This window comes from Luteolibacter pohnpeiensis, from assembly GCF_016595435.1.
In the GTDB taxonomy this organism is placed as follows: Bacteria; Verrucomicrobiota; Verrucomicrobiia; order Verrucomicrobiales; family Akkermansiaceae; genus Luteolibacter; species Luteolibacter pohnpeiensis.
Genome location: NZ_JAENIJ010000005.1, coordinates 38452 through 57800 on the forward strand (window position 1 = coordinate 38452; position 19349 = coordinate 57800).

General features: G+C 55.8%; 17 protein-coding genes. 10 read left to right on the forward strand and 7 right to left on the reverse strand.

Annotated features, from left to right (window positions below; genetic code table 11):
• Positions 1-21 precede the first annotated feature (21 nt).
• Positions 22-1008 (reverse strand): DUF4114 domain-containing protein, encoded by a 987-nt coding sequence (locus tag JIN85_RS21875; RefSeq protein ID WP_200268038.1) that lies wholly within the window; start codon positions 1006-1008, stop codon positions 22-24.
• 233 nt (positions 1009-1241) lie between these two features.
• Here JIN85_RS21875 and JIN85_RS04425 point away from each other — a divergent pair, with 233 nt between their 5' ends.
• The 5 genes from JIN85_RS04425 to fmt all read left to right on the forward strand — a co-directional run bounded on the left by JIN85_RS04425 (position 1242) and on the right by fmt (position 6328).
• Positions 1242-1841 (forward strand): LemA family protein, encoded by a 600-nt coding sequence (locus JIN85_RS04425; protein ID WP_200268040.1) that lies wholly within the window; start codon positions 1242-1244, stop codon positions 1839-1841.
• 19 nt (positions 1842-1860) lie between these two features.
• Positions 1861-3783: a M48 family metallopeptidase gene (locus JIN85_RS04430; protein ID WP_200268042.1), complete on the forward strand. Its 1923-nt coding sequence runs from the start codon at positions 1861-1863 to the stop codon at positions 3781-3783.
• 51 nt (positions 3784-3834) lie between these two features.
• Entirely contained in the window at positions 3835-4698 is an 864-nt protein-coding gene (locus tag JIN85_RS04435) for a UbiA prenyltransferase family protein (protein WP_200268044.1), read from the forward strand.
• Between the two features lie 62 nt (positions 4699-4760).
• Positions 4761-5393 (forward strand): adenylate kinase family protein, encoded by a 633-nt coding sequence (locus JIN85_RS04440; RefSeq protein ID WP_200268046.1) that lies wholly within the window; start codon positions 4761-4763, stop codon positions 5391-5393.
• Between the two features lie 14 nt (positions 5394-5407).
• Positions 5408-6328: a methionyl-tRNA formyltransferase gene (gene fmt, locus JIN85_RS04445; RefSeq protein WP_200268048.1), complete on the forward strand. Its 921-nt coding sequence runs from the start codon at positions 5408-5410 to the stop codon at positions 6326-6328.
• On the opposite strand, the gene JIN85_RS04450 is transcribed toward fmt, so the two are convergent.
• From JIN85_RS04450 to rpoN, 3 genes are all read right to left on the reverse strand, one after another.
• Complete coding sequence (locus tag JIN85_RS04450) at positions 6317-7480, reverse strand: MalY/PatB family protein (protein ID WP_200268050.1); 1164 nt, start codon at positions 7478-7480, stop codon at positions 6317-6319. The genes fmt and JIN85_RS04450 overlap by 12 nt on opposite strands.
• A 71-nt stretch (positions 7481-7551) precedes the next feature.
• Complete coding sequence (nspC, locus tag JIN85_RS04455) at positions 7552-8739, reverse strand: carboxynorspermidine decarboxylase (protein ID WP_200268052.1); 1188 nt, start codon at positions 8737-8739, stop codon at positions 7552-7554.
• Positions 8740-8799: 60 nt separating this feature from the next.
• On the reverse strand, positions 8800-10200 hold the full coding sequence (gene rpoN, locus JIN85_RS04460) for an RNA polymerase factor sigma-54 (protein WP_200268055.1): 1401 nt from the start codon (positions 10198-10200) through the stop codon (positions 8800-8802).
• A gap of 454 nt (positions 10201-10654) precedes the next feature.
• Here rpoN and JIN85_RS04465 point away from each other — a divergent pair, with 454 nt between their 5' ends.
• The 5 genes from JIN85_RS04465 to JIN85_RS04485 are packed head-to-tail and all read left to right on the forward strand — an operon-like array spanning position 10655 to position 13805.
• Positions 10655-11458 carry a YihY/virulence factor BrkB family protein gene (locus JIN85_RS04465; RefSeq protein WP_234047239.1) on the forward strand — a complete coding sequence of 268 codons (804 nt, stop codon included), beginning with the start codon at positions 10655-10657 and terminating at the stop codon, positions 11456-11458.
• 38 nt (positions 11459-11496) lie between these two features.
• The gene (locus JIN85_RS04470) at positions 11497-12270 is read left to right on the forward strand and encodes an energy transducer TonB (RefSeq protein ID WP_200268058.1); all 774 of its coding nucleotides are present in this window, start codon (positions 11497-11499) and stop codon (positions 12268-12270) included.
• Between the two features lie 3 nt (positions 12271-12273).
• Positions 12274-12939, forward strand: coding sequence for a MotA/TolQ/ExbB proton channel family protein (locus JIN85_RS04475; RefSeq protein ID WP_200268060.1), 666 nt, complete (start codon positions 12274-12276; stop codon positions 12937-12939).
• Positions 12940-12945: 6 nt separating this feature from the next.
• Positions 12946-13368, forward strand: a complete 423-nt coding sequence (locus JIN85_RS04480; RefSeq protein ID WP_200268062.1) for an ExbD/TolR family protein — start codon at positions 12946-12948, stop codon at positions 13366-13368.
• A complete protein-coding gene (locus JIN85_RS04485; protein WP_200268064.1) occupies positions 13365-13805 on the forward strand; it encodes a hypothetical protein in 441 nt (146 codons plus the stop codon). Before JIN85_RS04480 ends, JIN85_RS04485 begins: the two co-directional genes overlap by 4 nt.
• 34 nt (positions 13806-13839) lie before the next feature.
• Here the strand turns inward: JIN85_RS04485 and JIN85_RS04490 are convergent, their stop codons facing one another.
• The 3 genes from JIN85_RS04490 to JIN85_RS04500 form a co-directional block, all read right to left on the reverse strand.
• Positions 13840-15135 carry a type II toxin-antitoxin system HipA family toxin gene (locus JIN85_RS04490; protein WP_200268066.1) on the reverse strand — a complete coding sequence of 432 codons (1296 nt, stop codon included), beginning with the start codon at positions 15133-15135 and terminating at the stop codon, positions 13840-13842.
• Positions 15132-15470 carry a helix-turn-helix domain-containing protein gene (locus JIN85_RS04495; protein WP_200268067.1) on the reverse strand — a complete coding sequence of 113 codons (339 nt, stop codon included), beginning with the start codon at positions 15468-15470 and terminating at the stop codon, positions 15132-15134. Before JIN85_RS04495 ends, JIN85_RS04490 begins: the two co-directional genes overlap by 4 nt.
• A 138-nt stretch (positions 15471-15608) precedes the next feature.
• Positions 15609-19307 (reverse strand): phosphoribosylformylglycinamidine synthase, encoded by a 3699-nt coding sequence (locus tag JIN85_RS04500; RefSeq protein WP_200268068.1) that lies wholly within the window; start codon positions 19305-19307, stop codon positions 15609-15611.
• Positions 19308-19349 lie beyond the last annotated feature (42 nt).

Below are 19349 nucleotides of genomic sequence, written 5' to 3' on the forward strand. Positions count from 1 at the left end.
TTCGGTGAAGGGAAGGCAAGTTCAGGCGTGCTTGCGGCGGCGGAAGAAGCCCAATGCGCAGCAGCTGAGGAGAGCGCCGGCGGCGAGTGATGGCTCAGGAGCTCCGAGACCTGCCAAGTTGGCAACGTTTACTTTGCCGATTTGAACTGCGAACACGGCGTCATTGTAATCTTGGTCTCCGCCACCCATCAAGTCTTCAAAGCCGATAATCAAGTAAGCCGAACCATCTGCCGCGATCGTGATCGCGTGAACGATGCCGTCTGCGTTGAGGCTTTGTTGAGTGGAGAAGAAGTCGGTGCCGCCGTTCGCGCCATTGGCGATCAGGAAGAAATCCAACGCGGTTCCCGCAGTGAAAGTTCCCAGATCGACGAAATCTCCAGCGACCAAAGGCTCACTGGAGGTGCGGACGTCGGTGCCGGAGCTGGAGACATTCGGGAAGATGAGTTGGGCATCTTCGCTGAGGGGGCTGCCACCGGTGGTGGAGTAGCCGAGGGTGTTGGCATAACCAGCGCCTTCGCCGAGGAAGTAAACCCGGACGGTGGCATCTTCAGTGAGGACCAGATTTGCCGGGTCGATCGCGATTGCAGAAGCATCACCGACGGAGGTGGACTCTGAAAGGTTCTGGTTGATCAACTCCAACATTCCAGGGAGGACGTTGGCTTGGAAATCTGCGGAAGCGGCGTCAGAACCTGCGACTTGCACCGGTGCGGCGATGTCGAGGTTGTAAGGGCGGGCAGCGGATTGAACTTCGCTATCTTGAGAGGTGGTGGTATCGGCGGCCGATTCAGTGCCGGTAGAGGCAGCGCTGTCAGATTCGGTGGATTTTTCAGCGTCGTCGTCGGAACTGTTGCCGTTGTTGCCGTTGTTGCCGTTGTTGGTTTTATCGGCTTTGCGTTCGGCGTTTGCAGCTTGGGCGTTAAGCGAATTGGAATTCGGATTGTCAGTCGCAGCGAGTGAGGATGCGAGAGTGAGTGCGGTGAAGCAGGCGATGAGTGGTCTTGGGGTCACGGGGAAGAATATAAACCTAGATACTTCAAGGGATCAAACCATCTACATTGACGTGATCACGTTAGGTAAATCAGGGGTTTTGCGTTGTTAGAGAACGAGTTTGATGATATTGTCGATTTTAAATCAATGAGTTGTGAATGAATAACGCATTCGCGTTATGCGTCATTCGCATGGAAAGAGTCGTGATTTTTGGAATGGCAAGATCAAGAAAATGCGGCATAGATTCAAAGGTGATGACTGTAATTTTAATCATTGTGGCGGTCGTAGTTGTCCTTGTCATCTTTTTGGCACTTTGGGTGATGGGACTCTACAACACGCTGGTCCGTGCGAGGAATTTCTATCGGAATGCCTTCGCTCAAATCGATGTGCAGCTGAAGCGGCGTCACGATCTGATTCCCAATCTCGTCGAAACTGCGAAAGCCTATCTGGCTCATGAGCGTGAGACGCTGGAGGCCGTGATCGCAGCGCGGAACTCGGCAGAAACCGCGCGTTCCCACGCAGCGGCGGATCCAACGAATGGTGGCGCGATCAATCAACTTGCGGGCGCAGAAGCAGGGCTCGGAGGAGCGCTCGGTCGGCTGTTTGCAGTTGCCGAATCGTATCCAGACCTCAAAGCGAACCAGACCATGATGCAGTTGAGCGAGGAACTCACGACAACCGAAAACAAGGTTTCGTTTGCCCGCCAGGCCTACAATGATGCCGTGATGAAGTACAACAACTTGCTGGAAACCATTCCAACCAACATCATTGCCGGGATGTTCAACTTCGTGACCGCCGCTTCTTTTGAAGTTTCTGATGCGAGCGAGCGTGAAGCGGTGAAGGTGAAGTTCTGATTGGAGGTGGTTCCCGCGAATGGACTTTTTTGAGGCTCAGGAAAAAGCATTGAAGCAAACCAGACGGCTGGTCCTCTGGTTTGCGCTCTGTGTGGTGGGCGTGATGATCACGCTTTACCTCGCCGCGGTTTTCATCCGCCCATTTTTGATACAACCGGACGCGACCCATCTGAGCTGGTGGGACCCCCAATTGGCGGCGATCATTTGCCCCACGGTTGGGGGAATCATTGTCCTGGGAAGTTTGTTCAAGCTCGTCCAGCTCTCTGCGGGCGGAAGCGTTGTGGCGCGGGACATGGGAGCCAGACCGGTCGATCCATCCACCAGTGATCCGCTGGAGCGCCGCCTTCTGAACGTGGTCGAGGAAATGTCGATCGCCTCTGGTTTGTCCGCTCCTCAGGTCTGGGTGATGGATGCCGAGGACGGAATCAACGCCTTTGCCGCTGGCACGGATCCGTCCAACGCGGTGGTGGCTGTGACCCGAGGCTGTCTGGAGCGCTTGAACCGTGAGGAACTTCAAGGCGTGGTCGGGCACGAGTTCAGCCACATCCTGAATGGCGACATGAAATTGAACATGCGGCTGATGGGCTGGGTGTTCGGTCTGATCATGATCGCCATGCTCGGAAAAATGTTGATCGAGCTGCTCAGGTTCAGTCGCGGATCGCGTGATTCGAAGGGGAACGGCGCGATCATCGGCGTGGTGGTGGCAGGGCTTGCCATGTGGCTGGTGGGTTCGATCGGCGTTTTCTTTGCACGCTTGCTCCAGGCGGCGGTTTCCCGGCAGCGCGAATTTCTCGCAGATGCTTCCGCGGTCCAGTTCACCCGGAATCCGGATGGCTTGGCAAATGCACTGAAAAAGATCGGCGGCTTTTCCAAAAATGGAGCCCTGCACAGCTCCAAGGCCTCGGAGGCACGGCACATGTTTTTCGTGAAAAGCGAGTTGATGGGCCTCGGGCTTTCCACTCATCCGCCGCTGAAGCAGCGCATCAAGGCAATCGATCCGTCATGGAACGGAGAAATGTTGCAGGGAGAGACGGAGGAAATCTTTCGCGATCGCGAACGCCCAGATCCAGATGCCCCATTTTGGGATGGCCGACCGAGCGGCGCGATCCCATCGCGTCTTGCTCCAGAATCGGAACCGCTCCAATTGGAAGAGCTGGGCGATAGCCAAAGGATGGACCCTAAAGTGGGGGAGGCGATCCATCGCCAGCTGAGCGAGCGCAATGTCGTGTTTCGATCCAAAACCGAAGCGAAGGCACTGCTGTATGGCCTTCTGTTGGCGCAGGACCCGACACTGCATGAATCCTGCTTTGATCTTCTCGCGACGAAGGCAAGCCGGGCCATGGCGGAAAATGCGGCGATTTGGAATCGCGAGCTGGCCGGCCGTCCGGCTTCGGAAAAGCTGGCCCTGGTCGATCTTTCGCTGCCCTGGCTGCGACGGATGAGTCGGAGCGAGGCGAAACAATTCATCGAGATCACCCGGGAGCTGATTCATGCGGACGGACACGTGAACCTGTTCGAGTTCATGCTGCAAAAAGTCATCGAACGCCAGATTGCGGTCGGGCTTGGGCTCCGGGCGGTCGCGGGCATTCGGTATCACACTTTGGCCGATGTTTCGCATGAAGCGGCGGTGTTGATCGGTGCGTTTGCGGCGATTTCGGGCGATCCAGAAGCGGTGGAAGCAGGCGTTGTGGAATTTTGGCATCGCTCCGGGGTGGATTTGAATCCTGTCGACCCCGAAAAATGCACTTTGGCGGATGTAGCCAAGGCATTGGTGAAGCTGGAAGCGGCTAGTCCGGTGGTAAAAGTCCGAATTCTGAAAATTTGTGCTCTGGTCGCGCTGCACGACAATTCCCTGGAAGACGGGGAAATCGAGCTACTGCGGGCAGCTGCGGAAGCAATTGGCGCTCCTTTGCCGCCTCTTTCGACCGCAATGAAGTCTTAGACCGAATGCGCACTTGCGTTCAGGCCAGTGCTCGGAGAAGGTCCGCGTGCCGTGATTTCGGATAAACGCAAGCCACTCTGGCTGTTGCCAAACTTATTGAGCCTGGACGCCCCGCTGGTTGCGGTCGCGTGGCTGTTCGTTTTTGCGAAAACCTGGCGAGTTGCATCTCATCCGTGGAGTGCTTACGCTGTGTTGTTTCTGGCGGTTTGGGTGATCTATGTGGCAGACCGCCTGCTGGACGCGGCGTTGCGGAAAAACGATCCGAAACGCTGCGAGGAACGGCATCACTTCCACTGGCGGCATCGAGGCAAATTCCTGATCGGCCTGACGGTTGCGACGATTACCTGCCTGGGGTTGACCGTCACCACCCTGCCCATTGCCCTGTTTGCTTACATTTTCATGGGAATGATACTGGTGATGGCGTTTTTTGCGATGTCACTGTTCTCCAGCGAGGGCGGGAATGAGATCTCGTATTTGAAAAACATCTTTGGCGGTCTGGCTTTCGGCTATGGCACCGCGATGCTGGCCCACGTGTATCAACCGGCGATGGGCGGGCCGTTGGAGCTGCTGAAAACCCGTGAGTTCCTGTGCTTTTCCGCCCTGTGTGTGCTCAACATTTCCGCCATCGATCTGTGGGAACACTCCAATCGATCACCCGATCCCGAGGTGAAAGCGGCTGACGAATTGGCGTTGACCCTGCCTTTGACTCTGCTGGGTGGAGCCTCGCTGGTGTTTGCCCTTTTGGACCACCAATTCAGCACCAGGCCGTTTTTTTATGCGACTTTGACCGGTGCCGCACTGCTGCAAATCCTGAATCGCACCAAATCGCGGTTTTCGTTGATGGCGCTCCGGGTCCTCGCCGATGTGGCATTGATGATTCCACTGATCATTTTTGTGGCATTTCCCAGTAACTGAGGTTGAGCAAGGCTAAGGACTTGCGGCGCGGGTCGGCGTTCCCTAATTATTTCCCTCCCGGCATGTCACCCGTTCACGATTTCAGAAAACCAGCCATCATCATCCTCGGCGCTCCAGGTTCCGGCAAGGGAACACAGGGCAAGATCCTTGGCACGATTCCGCGATTTTTTCACTGCGCCTGTGGTGATGTGTTCCGGTCATTGGATACCCGCACCGCACTCGGCCAGAAATTCGTCGAGTATTCGAGCCGCGGTGAGTTGGTTCCCGACGAGTTGACGATCGAGCTCTGGAAGGCGCAGATCGACAACCTGGCGGACAGCCACGTCTACAAACCGGATATCGACACTTTGGTGCTCGATGGCATTCCGCGAAATGTTGAGCAGGCGAGAATCCTTGAGCGGCATTTGGAAGTTCACCATGTGTTCCATCTGTCCTGCCCGAACCGGAATGAATTGGCCCGCCGCATGCGCAAACGTGCCCTCAAGGACAACCGGCTGGACGACGCAAGTGACCGGGTGATCGATCAACGGATTGCGACGTATGAGGCTGAAACCAAGCCCATTCTGGAGTATTATCCGGATGAGAAGATCACCACCATTGATGCGACCCAGGCACCGGTGAAGGTGGTTTCAGAAATCATCTCGAAGATTCTCACCCTGCCTCTTCACCCGGAGAACGAAGGACAAATATTCTGATCCAGATCGAAGCCATGCGCCTGATTTTCGTAGCGACCGGCGACATCGCCCTGCCATCTTTTCGCCACTTGTTAGAGCATGGCCCCAAGCCGCTCGCGTTGGTGACCCAGCCCGATAAACCGGTGGGGCGGCATCAGGTGTTGACCCCACCCGCGATCAAAACCGAAGCACTCGCCGCCGGAATCCCGGTGCTGCAGCCTGGGAAAATCGGTGACATTTCCGAGGAACTTGAAGCCATGAACCCGGAAGTCATCGCGGTGATGGCCTACGGGCAAATCTTGCGGAAAAATGTTCTAACGCTTGCCAGCAAGGCGATCATCAATCTGCACGCCTCTTTGTTGCCGAAATATCGTGGTGCTGCCTGCATTCAGGCGGCGATCGATGCCGGCGACGCGACTACTGGAGTCACGGCGATCCACGTGGTGCGGGAATTGGATGCCGGTGACATGATTTGCGATCGGGCGATCCCCATTGAGACCGGTGAAACCGGAGGGAGCATGCACGATAAGTTGGCCGACCTGGCGGCACTGGTGCTGCAGGATGCCTTGGATAAGCTTCAGGCAGACGAGGCGACCGGCGAACCACAGGATGTCGAGAAATCGTCTTACATTCCGAAACTGGAACGCGATGACGGGCGCTTGGATTGGCAGCGGAGTGCAGAAGCGATTGAGCGCCGAATCCGCGCGTATGATCCATGGCCGGGAACCTTCACGTTGGTTGCGGAGGATGGAAAATCGAAGCGCCTGAAAATTTTTCCACCGACCGAGGTGGTCGATCTCAACCTCCAGCCTGGAGAGTTGGCTCCACAGGCTGGTGATTTGATCGTCGGTTGCGGCACCGGGGCGTTGAAGCTCACTCTGGTTCAGCCGGAAGGCGGAAAGCGAATGAGTGCCGCGGATTATGTGCGAGGCAGAAAGCCGACCTCAATGAACTGAAGCGGGCTCCAGCTTGAGGCAGGCTGCTTTCATTTTTTCGAGACCTTCCATCATCACGGATTTCGGGCAGCCGAAGTTGAAACGCACGCGGCCCGGCCAGCCGAACAAGGCACCATCCTGCAGGAATAATCCGGCTTCATCTTCGAAGAATTTCGCTGGATTTTCCTGGCCGAGTTCACGGGCGTCGATCCATGCGAGATAGGTCGCTTCAGGTTCGAGGATGGAAAGTCCCGGGCACTGGTTGTTGATGAAGTCGACCAGCGTATCGCGGTTCTCTTTCAGATACGCGACCAATTCCAGACGCCATGGTTCGCCATATTTGTATGCGGCTTCACCTGCATAGTAGGCGAAGACATTGATTTCAGAAAGCGTGTGACCGCGGGTCGCGGTGAACTTGCGGCGGATGGTGTCGTCGGGAATCACGGCAAAGGCGAAAGCGAGACCGGCGATGTTCCAGGTTTTGCTCGGAGCAAGAAGCGTGATGGTGTTCTTCTGCAATTCCGCAGGCAGATTGACGGCGGAAAAATGAGGAGTACTAGACTCATCGTAAACCAAGTCGCAGTGGATTTCATCCGAGACGAGCACCATGTCATGCTTCACGCAAAAACGGGCGACCTTTTCAACTTCTTCCGCTGTGAACACGCGGCCGAGTGGATTCTGTGGATTGCAGAGCAGGAACAACTTGGTTTCCGGCGTGACGGCTTCTTCCATGGCTTCCCAATCGAAGGTCCATTTACCGTCTTCCAAAACGTGATCGACGGTGATGAGCCCGACCTTTGCGTCGTGGTGCACACCGAGGAATGGCGGGTAAGCCGGGGTGCAGGTCATCAGGCTGTCACCCGCTTTGCAGAAAGCGCGGGCGGAAAGCGAGAGCGCGGGGACCAGGCCGCCGAGGTGAACGATGTGCTCCATCGGAACCTCCGCATGGCGGCGTGTTTTCAGGTAGTTGAGCACCGCTTCATTCACGCCAGCGTGAGCCTGCGCGTAACCGAACACTCCGTGGTCCACACGTGCGTGCAGGGCTTCCAGGATTTCCGGCGCGGACTCGAAGTCCATGTCTGCGACCCAGAATGGAAGTAATTCCGGCCTGCGATCGTATTTGATGCACCCGGTGGTCTTCCTCGGAATGATCTTATCAAAGTCAAATTTCATCTTAACGGCCTTTTGGGCCAGATGGCCGCCGGTTTCAAGCCGAACCGGGGAATTGTCGGAATTAGCATCAGTTAGGAAAGCCGATCGCGGAAATCCGGATAGCCAAATTCGCGGATGGTTTCCAATCGGCCGTCCCCGTGCTGCAGCACGATAGGCGGATGTTTGACGCCGTTGAACGTCGTGGTTTTGACCATGGTGTAGTGCGCCATGTCATCGAAAACCAAAATATCGCCAGCCTTGAGGGCGCGCGGAAAAGTGAAATCGCCGACGACATCACCGGCCAGGCAAGTGGGGCCACCCAGGCGGTAGGTGTGTGGCAAGTGGGGCTCATTGGTGGCGGCGTGGTAATTTTCGCCTTCCAAGGTGACACATGGCGCGGCGTCGGATGGCGCAGGATCAACCAGATAAACATCCGGGCGGTATGGCATTTCCAAGACATCCGGCATGTGAGCGGTTGCTGAGATGGAGAGAATCGCGATTTGATGACCTGCGGATTCGAACACATCCATCACCTCCGCCCGCAAAACTCCGGAGTGGATGGCTACCGCTTCTCCGGGTTCCAGCCAGACCTCGAGATCATATTTCTCCCGGGTTTCCCGCACCAATCGGATCAAGCGATCACGATCATAAAATGGTTTGGTGATCCAGTGACCGCCGCCCATGTTGAGATAGGTGAATTGAGGAGATCGCAGTAGGTCGCCGAATTTTTCTTCGACTGCGGCGAGCGTGGTTTCCAAGTCATCGGAATTTTGCTCGCAGAGCGTGTGGAAATGCAGGCCGGAGATGCCGGTTAGATCGGCTCCTTCGAGCTGATCCGCAGTGATTCCGAGTCTGGAACCTGGCACACACGGATCATAGATGGGGGTTTCACCGGTGGAATGCTCGGGATTGATCCGCAGTCCGCATTGCAAATCACCGGAAATGAAACGCGGGTGATTCAGAATGAAATCGCGAAATCGAAACCACTGGGTGAGTGAGTTGAAATCCAAATGGTCCGTGAATTCACATAAAGCAGCGATGTCCTCCTCATCGTAAGCAGGGGAGTAAGTGATGACGTGTTTCTGGAAATAATCGCGCGCCAACTGGGCTTCCCAGAGTCCGGACGCGCAGCAGCCATCGAGATCATCCCGCAAATACGGGAAGGCCTTCCAGCAGGAAAACCCTTTCAGTGCCAATACCAAATGGCAGTCGGCGGCTTGTTTGACCTGGCGGAGAATCGAGGTGTTGCGCTGCAGGGCAGGTAGCGAAATCAGAAACATGAGAGGACGATGGCGTTTTGGCGGAGTGGGATCAACCGACGAAGAGTCGACTGGAAAAAATCAAAACGACTTGCGCAGGTGGGACGGCAGAATGTTGAGCTGCTCGCGGTATTTCGCCACGGTGCGGCGAGCCACTTTGATCCCTTGCTGGGCGAGTTTTTTCGCCAGGGCATCATCTGACAACGGCTTGGCCGGATTTTCGTGGGCGACCAATTGTTGAATGGCCTCCCGCACACCCGCGTTCGAAACTTCCTCGCCATTGCTGGTGTGATAGCCGGTCGCAAAGAACGCTCGCATTTCCATCAGACCGTGCGGGGTCAGAACGTATTTTCCTGCTACCGCGCGGGAAACAGTGGTCGCGTGCAGGCTCAATTCATCCGCGATGTCATTCATCGTCAACGGGCGAAGATATCGTGGACCGCGGCTGAAAAACAGCGGCTGGTGCTTAATGAGCTGATGTGCAATCGCGAGAATCGTTTCCTGACGCAATGAAATCGATCGGATCAGGCTGCGGCCGTCCCGAATCTGATCGCGGAGAAACTGGCGCGCTTTGGTATCGGTTCCGTTCCGGCCGATGAGATCTTTGTAAAAGTCGTTGATGCGAAGATTCGGCAAATGCTCGCCGGTGAGCCGCGCAGACCATTGACCCTCGTCATTCTTTTCGATGATCACATCCGGGAGGATGTAAGGATTTCCCGTAGGATCGAAATCGCCACCAGGATTCGGCGTCAGTCGACCGATCCGCGATGCGGCTTCCGTGATGCGCTCGACACTGGTTCCCAATGCTCTGGCAATCTGTGGGTAACGCTTGCGGGCGAGATCCTCCAAATGGTCGCGAACGATTTTGTATTCGATGGATTCCTGGCCGCCGGTTCGCTCCAGCTGGAGCAGGAGCGATTCTGGAATGCCAGATGCGCCGACGCCCGGCGGATCAAAGGATTGCACCAATTTCAGTGCCTCATCCATGTGCTTCGGCGGGATGCCTAACCGGATGCACAGATCCTGAGCCGACATGTCCAAAAATCCACGTTCGTCGAGATTGCCGATGATCGCTTGGCTTGCATCGCGGATTTCCGGATCGACCATCGCCATATCCAGCTGATACTGCAGGTGTTGTTGCAGAGTTTCCGGGGCAACGATCGAGTCGTAAAGGCGCTGGCGCCGTTCCTCATCCTCTGAAGTCCAGGGAGAGGATTTGCCATCCATAATGAGCCGTTCACGCCAATCATCATCCGTCTCATTGAGGTAGTCCATCGAGTCCGCCTCTTCCGGATCCGGTAGTTCCTCGTCCAACGAAACCGACTCGGTAATGTCCTCCAAAACTGGATTCACTTCCAAGGCTTGGCGGACCAGTTGCGAAAGCTCAAGCGTGCCAGCCTGCAGAATCTCCAGACTCTTCCGCATTTGCGGTGCGAGGGTCTGTTGCTGCGATAAGGACTGATGAAGATAGGCTTCTGACATTTCCGGCGTTTACCGGAATCATTAAAGCGCTCCTTGAGAAGATTGCAGCAAATATTATGCCACGAGCCCTAAATTTTTTCCAGAGACGGGTTGCGGAGCGGATAAAATGGGTTTCCGCCCAACGGGGAGACATTGAAATTAAATGAGTGACTCGATTAATCCAGTGGAAAAATTAAATTTGGGAAAATTTTTGTTTTTGATGCACAATCTCGCTTGAGCCGAGGAATAAATTACCGGCCATCCGGCATTTACCGATTCGAAAATCGGAGTTTTCTCAGCATATCCCACCATGCTTGAGAGTGACAGGTTTGTGTGGAAGGCTTCCAGCATGTTGCGTTCGAAGCACCGTGCAGCCCGGATGATCTACGATGGGGCGATCGAAGTGGGCAAACGATGGTGGCATCACAACCATTCTCGATCGGCCGCCGCATTGGCCTTTTACAGTTTGTTTTCGATGGTGCCGATTTTGGTGGTTGCGACCCAGTTGGCTGCAGCGGTGGTGGGCAGGCAGTGGGCGGAAGAAGGGGTGGGCGAGGCGGCGGAGATCATGTTCGATCGCGAATCCTCCGAATACCTCCGCAGTTTGTTGAAATCCCAGCCGGGTGCGGCTTTTACCGGCATTTCCTCGATTATTGGTTTCTTTGTTCTTCTGTTTGCAGCCTCAAAGGTGGTGGTTGAATTGCGTGAAGTGCTCACCACTGTTTTCGGCAAAAGGCACCGAGAGGGGAAAAAGGGTTTCGTCATCGGATTGATCGTGGGTCGATTGGTGCCGATCACTTTGGTGGTTGGTTTAGGGATGATTCTCGCCTTTTCCGCCCTGGCGACTGCGGCGTTACAAATTTTAACGACGCACCTGAATGGGTGGTTGCCCGTTAATCTCGCGCTCTGGTCATCGATTCAGCGCGTGGCGCCACTGGTGCTGGTTACCTTGCTCTTTGCTCTGATCCTCAGATGGTTGCCTCCCAGACCGCCCGCTTTCAAGGATTCGCTGGTGGGTGGGGTGATCTCCTGTGGCCTGCTCGCGATGTTGCGGCGCGGGATAGAATTTTATTTCGGCCAAAGTAGTATTGGCACCGCTTACGGGGCGGCGGTGACGCTAGTAGTTGTGTTATTATGGATCTATTTCACGATTCAGATCTTTTTCATCGGGGCGGAAATCACCGCCTATCTGAGTCGTCTCCGGCACGAACAAGAATACGAAGACCCGGATCCACTCGCCGCCGGAAATGGATTGACAAGCGATCTGAAGAAAAACTGAATCAGCGCAGCTGAGACGCGTTCTCAATAAGAGTCACCATGAAATCGTTTTTCTATTCCATGAACATCGGGACACTTGCCGCTTGGATGAGTGTTGCGGGCGCAGGGACGGTGGCATGTTTGGTGCATACGCCAGAGCACTTGCCACAGGCTATCGAAGAAAAAGACGGACTTACAGACGGTGAGGTATTCGACATGGACCTCTATGCCGCTGGTTCATCGGAACGTGCTGAAGTGGATACCGCGGCCAACGATGCTGCTGTCCACGACTTGCCGATGGATAGTTCCCATGAGACGGAAGAGGCACCTGAAACCATGGAAATTCCGGAACTGCCGGATCTCGTCGCTGCGGAACCTTTACCGGATGTTCCAGATCTTCCCGCGCCGAAGCCGAAACCGGCCGCAAATCGCCAGCCTCGTAAAACATCATCAAGCAATTCGAACAACAGTCGCCGCAGCAAAGGGGGGAGCAATGGCCCTGCTGCCAAGCGCACCACCTCAGGTTCCGGCAGCGGAAGCGGGTCCGGTAGCTCGACCGGAAGCGGTTCTGGCAATGTCGGTGCCGCGCGGTTTGCCGGTGGTCGCAAGCCCCGCCCATCGTATCCCTCCGCCGCACGCCGACAAAACATCGAAGGCAGCGTCGTCGTATTCATCACGGTCGATGAAAATGGCAATGTGGTGAATGCTTCGATCCGTAGCGCATCCCATCCCTCTTTGAACGATTCATCGATTTTGAGCACCCTTCGCCGCTGGAAATTCCGGCCCGGTCCACGAGGCAGCATCACCCAAACCATTCGTTTCCAGCTCCATTGATTCATGTTAGTCGCTAATATTGTCCTCGAAAAATTCCATGAAGGGGGATGGGTCATGTACCCGATTCTCGCCACCTTCTTTCTAGCTCTTTGTGTATTGTTAGAACGTGCCATTTGGTGGGCCGCCTTCATGAAAAAACAGCGCCCATCTCTGCAGGCGCAGGCGCGGGAAGCACTTGGCTCCGGTAATTTCGAGCAAGCGTGGCATCTGGGAAATCAGTGCCAGGATCCCTACTTGCGAAACCTCAACGAGGGCATCGCCCACTCCCGGATTTCGATGTTGGCTGCCATGCAGCTGGACGCGACACATTGGATCGAAAAGTCCGAAGCCCGGATGTGGGTGCTCAACACCATCATCACCCTTGCTCCCTTGTTGGGCCTTTTCGGAACGATTGTGGGCCTGATGGGATCATTCGCGTCCCTTGGCGATGACCAACTTGCGGCGACGAAAGTCACGGGCGGTATTGCCGAAGCGTTGATCGCCACCGCAGCGGGGATCTGTATCGCGGTTCTCTGCCTCTTGCCCTACAATTATTTCCGCAAGCGCATTTCCTTGCTTCGTGGATCCCTGGAGCGCTGGATCAACCACAGCGAACTCCTGGTTCAATCCGCCAAGTCTCATGGCTACGACCTCGAGGCATTCGCCGAACGACTTCACTCGCCACAATAAGATTCCATGCCGGTTCATTTGCAGGGCGGTTCCTCGGATCACGAGGACGAAGCACGCATCGAGGTCGTGCCGCTGATCGATATCATGTTCTTCCTGCTCGCCAGCTTCATGCTTGTGAGCCTGAGCATGACCCATATCAACCGGGTGAAGGTGAATCTTCCGGTATCAAGCTCGGCCGTTGCCGAAAACAAAACGCCCCCCATTCATCTGGCGATTGACGCATACGGCGTGATCACCTGGGACACGGCGGTGATGACGCCTTCTGAGGTGACGGACAAACTGCTCGCGATTCCGCCGACGGATGAAACTTCCGTGATGATTGCGGCTGACGAGGAAACCCGTCACAAGCAAGTCATGGCGGTGATGGACGCGGTGCGCGCAGCGCATATCAGCAAGGTCAGTTTTGAAACCAAAGCACCCAATCAGTGACTGCCAGAATCCTATCCATTACCAACGCGATTGGTTGCCTGATCTTGGTCGGCTTCATTTTTTATCAATGGCACCAAGGGCTCACCACGGAGCTCAAACTCAAGGATGCCAAGACCGAGGCGATCAACGAGCACAACGAACGCATGACGGCTGAGACCAAGATCGCGGTCTTGCAGTCGGATATTGTCGGCCTCAAGGACTCGATCAGTTCCATTCGGGAAGCGTATGAGACTTCTGAAAAATCCCTGGTCGAGAAATCGAAAGAGGCAGACGATCTCGCGAAGAGTTTGAGCGAACTCCAGGCGCAAACCGAGCAATGGATGGAAGCGATCAAGCAACGCGACGCTAAATTGCTCGAACAAAATCAGGAAATCGCCGCGACGCGCAAGAAATTGGACGAAGCCATCGCCAAACTGAAAGAAGCTGGCGCCCGTTGATACGCCCGATTTTTTCGCCTGTACGGGGTCATGGTTAGAGATGCAGATCCATCCGCATCTCGCTGTGGATTTGCCGGGCCCACAGCTCGGGGATTGCTGCAGCGGAAGCGAATTCAGGCCATCGCGATACCGCTTCGTGAACTTCGGTTAGAATCGTTTTCGCCGCTCTGGTTTTCACATCGGCGGCCTTTGCCACTTCCAGAAGATTGTCAGTGGTAAAGTTCTCCCGCTTGCCGGCGAAGGTCATCTGGTGGCGATGGGTCCAGGCGCCATTCGGATTGTAGGAATGGATCAGGTCATACGCTGGTGCCAGGCTCCAGACGCCGCGCCGGTCCATCATGAATGAAATGTTTTTCGTGTGATCGTCCTGATTGCGGGCAAGGATGTTAAACAAGGCACGGCGGTAGAGTTCGGTTAGATCCGGCTGCGGAAGTCGCAACCGGCGTGCCACCTGGAACGCTTGCTCATACGAATACGCACCAGCTTGATTGAAGTCGAAATGCGCGATCGCACACAAACTTTGTAAATGGAACTTGTCGCCACTGGCGGTCCGATCAAACCGGCGCGTCATGAAGTGAGCTCGTCCATTTTCTTCTAACAGGCGGCAATCTGTCATCGTGATCCCGGCGGCTCTAGCCATGAGGTGGTAGGCGTATTCAATGCGACCGTAGCCTTTCGGATCTGCCAGTTCCTTGTCGCGATTTTCCGAGACCCCATCGAATTTGATCAACCACGGTTCAAACCCCGGTGCCAATGGAACTTGGCCGGAGCGGATTTCGCCGGTTTTCGGATTCCAGGCGACCACTGCTTTGGCTCGCGCGCCGCCGGCCGAGGTGCCTACCCGTAAAATGGTTGCGAGCGCTTCCGGAGGTTCGCTCAGATTCGCATGCAGTTGATCGCGCGACGCAAGCGCATCATTGGCCAGCTGCACCAGTGCCTCCACATGCAGCGTTTCTGGTGGGGCTTCCGGAAAAATTTTGGGGTGAAATTCCAATGCGCCCATCGCACGGCTGCCGAGATAGCAAAGCCGTTCCACCGGATCGAAGGAATCGGGCGTCCGCCCTTGGCGGGCGAGCCATTGATTGATCAGAAGGTTGCCGAATTTATCGGGTAGCGAGTCTGCGAGCAGTCCCGGCAAGCCTTTGAAGCTTTCCGGAGCGAGATTCGGAAACGAAAAGCGACCGGGACCCAGCGGCATCATCAAAGGAGAAATCTCGATCCCACTTTGGAGAAATCCGGGGTCATACTCGAACACCCCCAGATTTATATCGGGATTCCAGGTAACCGCTCCGATGACGGAGTTGTGAAGATGGACCGCCGCTGTGGTCATTCATCCCCCCATTTCCAAGGTTGGGCCGGTGAAGGGTGGCGCGGTTTGGAAGCGTATTTCCGGGGTTCTTCCTGCAATCTTGCCAAGGCAACCGGGCTTGGCCCGGGATCGGGAAGAATGCCTTCCAGCGAATCCAGGGCATTGAGGGCACGCAGGTAGGCGATGAAGGTGGCCAGCGTCGAACCTTGGCCATTTTCGATTGCAGTGATGGTGCGGCGGGAGAGGCCGCTTTTTTCGGCCACTTCGGCTTGGCTGAGATTTCTTTCAAGCCGACGGCTTTTCAGCCGGGAACCAAGTTCTTTCTCGATTTGCGGATTGGAAAGTAGGTCAAGCATGAGTAGAAATGTGCGCAAATTGCCCCAAACGAGGGGAATTTGCGCAAAATTTTACTCAATTACAACTCGGAAATACCAAGGATGTGCAAATTGTTGCGCGAATTAGTGCATTTCAGCGTTTTTTGCGCAAATTTTTGCTCATAAAAAGTAATTCACGCCGCTGCGGAAGATCGGCTGATGCTTGTTTCCGGGGATGTTCTTGGCAACGAGGCGGCCGGCACGCTCGGTATGCCCCATTTTGCCCAGCACGCGGCCGCAAGGGCTGGTGATTCCTTCAACTGCACCAAATGAGCCGTTCGGATTGATGGCGGGAAGCATCGAAACCGTTCCATCCACATCGCAATACTGAGTGGCAATTTGACCGTTGGCCGCCAGTTGCGAGAGGGTTTCTGTCGAGGCGTAGAATTTTCCTTCGCCGTGGGAGAGGGGAACTCGGTGAATATCGCCGATTTGAGATTCCGTGAGCCACGGGCTGTGGTTGCTAACGACTTTGGTGTAAGCGTAGCAGGAAATGTGGCGCGAAATGTCGTTATGGGCGAGGGTCGGATCGTCCGGGTGCAATTCCCGGATCTCGCCATAAGGGACTAGGCCGGTTTTGATGAGTGCCTGGAATCCATTGCAAATACCGAGAACCAAGCCATCGCGGTTTTGGATCAAATCCATCACCGCATCGGCTACGCGTGGGTTCCGTAGAATCGTGGCGATGAATTTGCCTGAGCCATCCGGTTCGTCACCGGCACTGAATCCGCCAGGGATCATTAAAATCTGCGATTGGCGGATCTGCTCCGCGAGTTGGCGGATCGATTCCTCCACATGGCTGGCAGTCAGATTCCGGAACACCAAAATTTCCGAGCTGGCACCGGCTTCATGGAATGCCTTGGCGGAATCATATTCGGAGTTGGTTCCCGGGAATGCAGGGATGATCACTTTGGGGCGGGCATCGGCAATCTTGGTGGCGCGTGAGGCCGAGGACTTCGGCGACGGGCTGGAAATCGTGCTCAGTTCTGCTGGAGCAGTATCGGGCTGAGTTGGGTAAATCGGTTCCAGCGTCCCAGTCCAAGCGGATTCAAGATCCGGCAGGGCGTAAGTTGTGCCGTTGAGCGTGAGGTTCGGCTCGGCAGTGGTTTGTCCGATCGCAGTCGCGCCAAGCTCTGCAGGCAGACTTTCTGAATGCTCAATCAGGAAAGCGAAATAGCGTTCGGAAAACGGCAGCTCGACTTGTCCCGTGAAGCCGATGCCATTGCCAAACGCGCTGACGGCGAGGGCGGGGGCGATGCCGGCAGCTCCGAGCGCTTTCATCGAGAGGATTTTTCCGTCCTCGTTCAATTGATGCAAGCATGCGGCCGTACGCTTGAGCGCTGTGAAATCCGGCAAGTTGTCCGCGTCTCGGGGAGTTTCTACGATGGAAATCGTAGATCCTGCTTTTTTGAACTCAGGCGAGGTCGCGAGTTTAGCATCGCCGGGTGCGAGAGCGAATGAAACCAACGTCGGCGGAACATCGAGCTCATTGAAGGAGCCGGACATCGAATCCTTGCCGCCGATCGCAGCGAGCCGGAGTTCGTGTTGAGCGTGGAAGGCACCGAGCAGAGCGGCGAAGGGCAGTCCCCAGCGTGCTGGATTTGTGCCGAGGCGTGGGAAATACTCCTGCAGGGTCAGGCGGACATCGGAAAGGCGAGCGCCAGCGGCCACAGCTTTGCAGACCGATTCGGTGACCGCATAAACCGCTCCGTGGAAGGGTGAGCTTGCGGAGAGATAAGGATCGAATCCCCAGCTCATGAAGGTGGCGACATCGCTTTGTCCTTCTAACAATGGAAGTTTGGCGACCATCGCGTCCGGCGGGGTCAGTTGCTTTTCACCGCCGAAAGGCCAGAGAACCGTGCCGGCACCGACCGATGAATCGAAGCGCTCGCCAAGGCCTTTTTGCGAGCAGTGATTGAGCGCCGCCAGGGATTCCGGGAGTGTGGAATAAGTTGGCGCGGCGGAGTCAGTGGCAACATCACCCACGTGAATGTTGGTGGATTGCTGAACGCCATTGGTGTCGAGGAAAGCGCGGGACAGATCGACGATGGTCTTGCCACGCCAGGTCATGACCAAGCGACCGGAATCCGTGACATTGGCGACGTGAACACACTCAAGGTTTTCTTTGTCCGCCTCCGCGATGAAGAAATCAATTTCAGATGGATCCACGCATACGGCCATGCGCTCTTGCGATTCGGAAATCGCCAGCTCGGTGCCGTCCAGGCCATCGTATTTTTTGGGAACTCGATCCAGATCGATTTCCAGGGAGGGGGCGATTTCGCCAATCGCGACCGAGACCCCACCGGCACCGAAGTCGTTGCAGATTTTAATTTTCCGGGTGAGTTCCGGATTGCGGAAAAGTCGTTGGATCTTGCGCTCGGTGGGGGCGTCTCCCTTTTGTACTTCGGCCGAATTTTCTAGGGCGGTATCCGTGTGCTCTTTCGAAGAGCCGGTTGCTCCACCGACACCATCGCGTCCGGTCCGGCCGCCGATGAGAAGGATCACATCTCCCGGCGCAGGGCTGCCGCGAAACACATTGCTGCGCGGGGCTGCCGCGACCACGGCGCCGATTTCCAAGCGTTTTGCGACGTAGCCCGGATGGTAGACCTCGGCAACTTGGCCAGTGGCGAGACCGATTTGGTTGCCATAGGAAGAGTATCCGCTCGCTGCGACCTGGCAGATTTTTTTCTGTGGCAGCTTGCCAGGCAAGGTTTCGGAAAACGGAGTCAGGGGATCGCCAGCACCGGTCACACGCATCGCCTGATAAACGTAGGAGCGACCGGAAAGCGGATCGCGGATGCAACCGCCAAGGCAGGTTGCGGCTCCGCCGAAAGGCTCGATCTCAGTCGGGTGGTTGTGAGTTTCGTTTTTGAACATCACCAACCACTCTTCCTCAGGTTGGCCATCGATCGATACGGGCACGACGATTGAGGCGGCGTTGACTTCTTCTGAAACCTCCAAGTTGTCCAATTCGCCTGAGGCACGCAGCTCGCGCATTCCCATCAGCGCGATGTCCATCAGGGTGACAGGCTTTTCGGTCCGACCGAGTTTTTCGCGGGTCGCGAGATAAGTTTCCCAGGCTTTTTGGATCGGAGCCGTGCCGATTTCGCCGAAGGTGACCTGGTCGATTTTGGTCAGGAAGGTCGTATGGCGGCAGTGGTCCGACCAATAGGTGTCCAGCATCTTGATTTCGGTGATGCTTGGATCGCGCGCTTCTTCATCGCGGAAATACGTTTGGCAAAAAGCGATGTCAGCCTCGGACATGGCGAGTCCGAGCGATTTCCGCAGCTCGGCCAAGCCGTCTACATCCAGCTGAGTGAAGCCTGCCAGAACCGCAACATCCGCCGGTTGCTCCGGGGTTTGGCGCTTCACCACGCCATCGACCGAAATTTCGTGGGAGTCCACCGAGTTGATGACGTAGGACTTGATGCGGGCGACGTCGGATTCCGCCAGTTGGCCTTGCAGCACAATCACCTTCGCCGATGAAACGGTGGGGCGATCTTTACCGGTTAAAATCTGCACGCACTGGGCGGCGGAGTCCGCGCGTTGATCGAATTGCCCTGGCAGGTATTCGACCCCGAAGGCGATTTCCTGTTCGCCCAACTGGAGCTCAGCAAAGGTTTCGTCGACTTGAGGTTCGGACAAAATATCGCGAACTGCGGCGGCAAATTGGTCATCGGTCAGACCCTCAATGTCATAGCGTTGAATGACCCGAAGTCCGGTCAGATCAGGCATGGCCAGTGACTCCTGAAGGTCATGCAGTAGATGACGGGCTTCGTTGCGATGAGCTGGCTTTTTTTCGACGAAAATACGGTTCATGAGCGCGATTGGCGGCGGAGCTAGAGAAAGCGTCGGATGCTA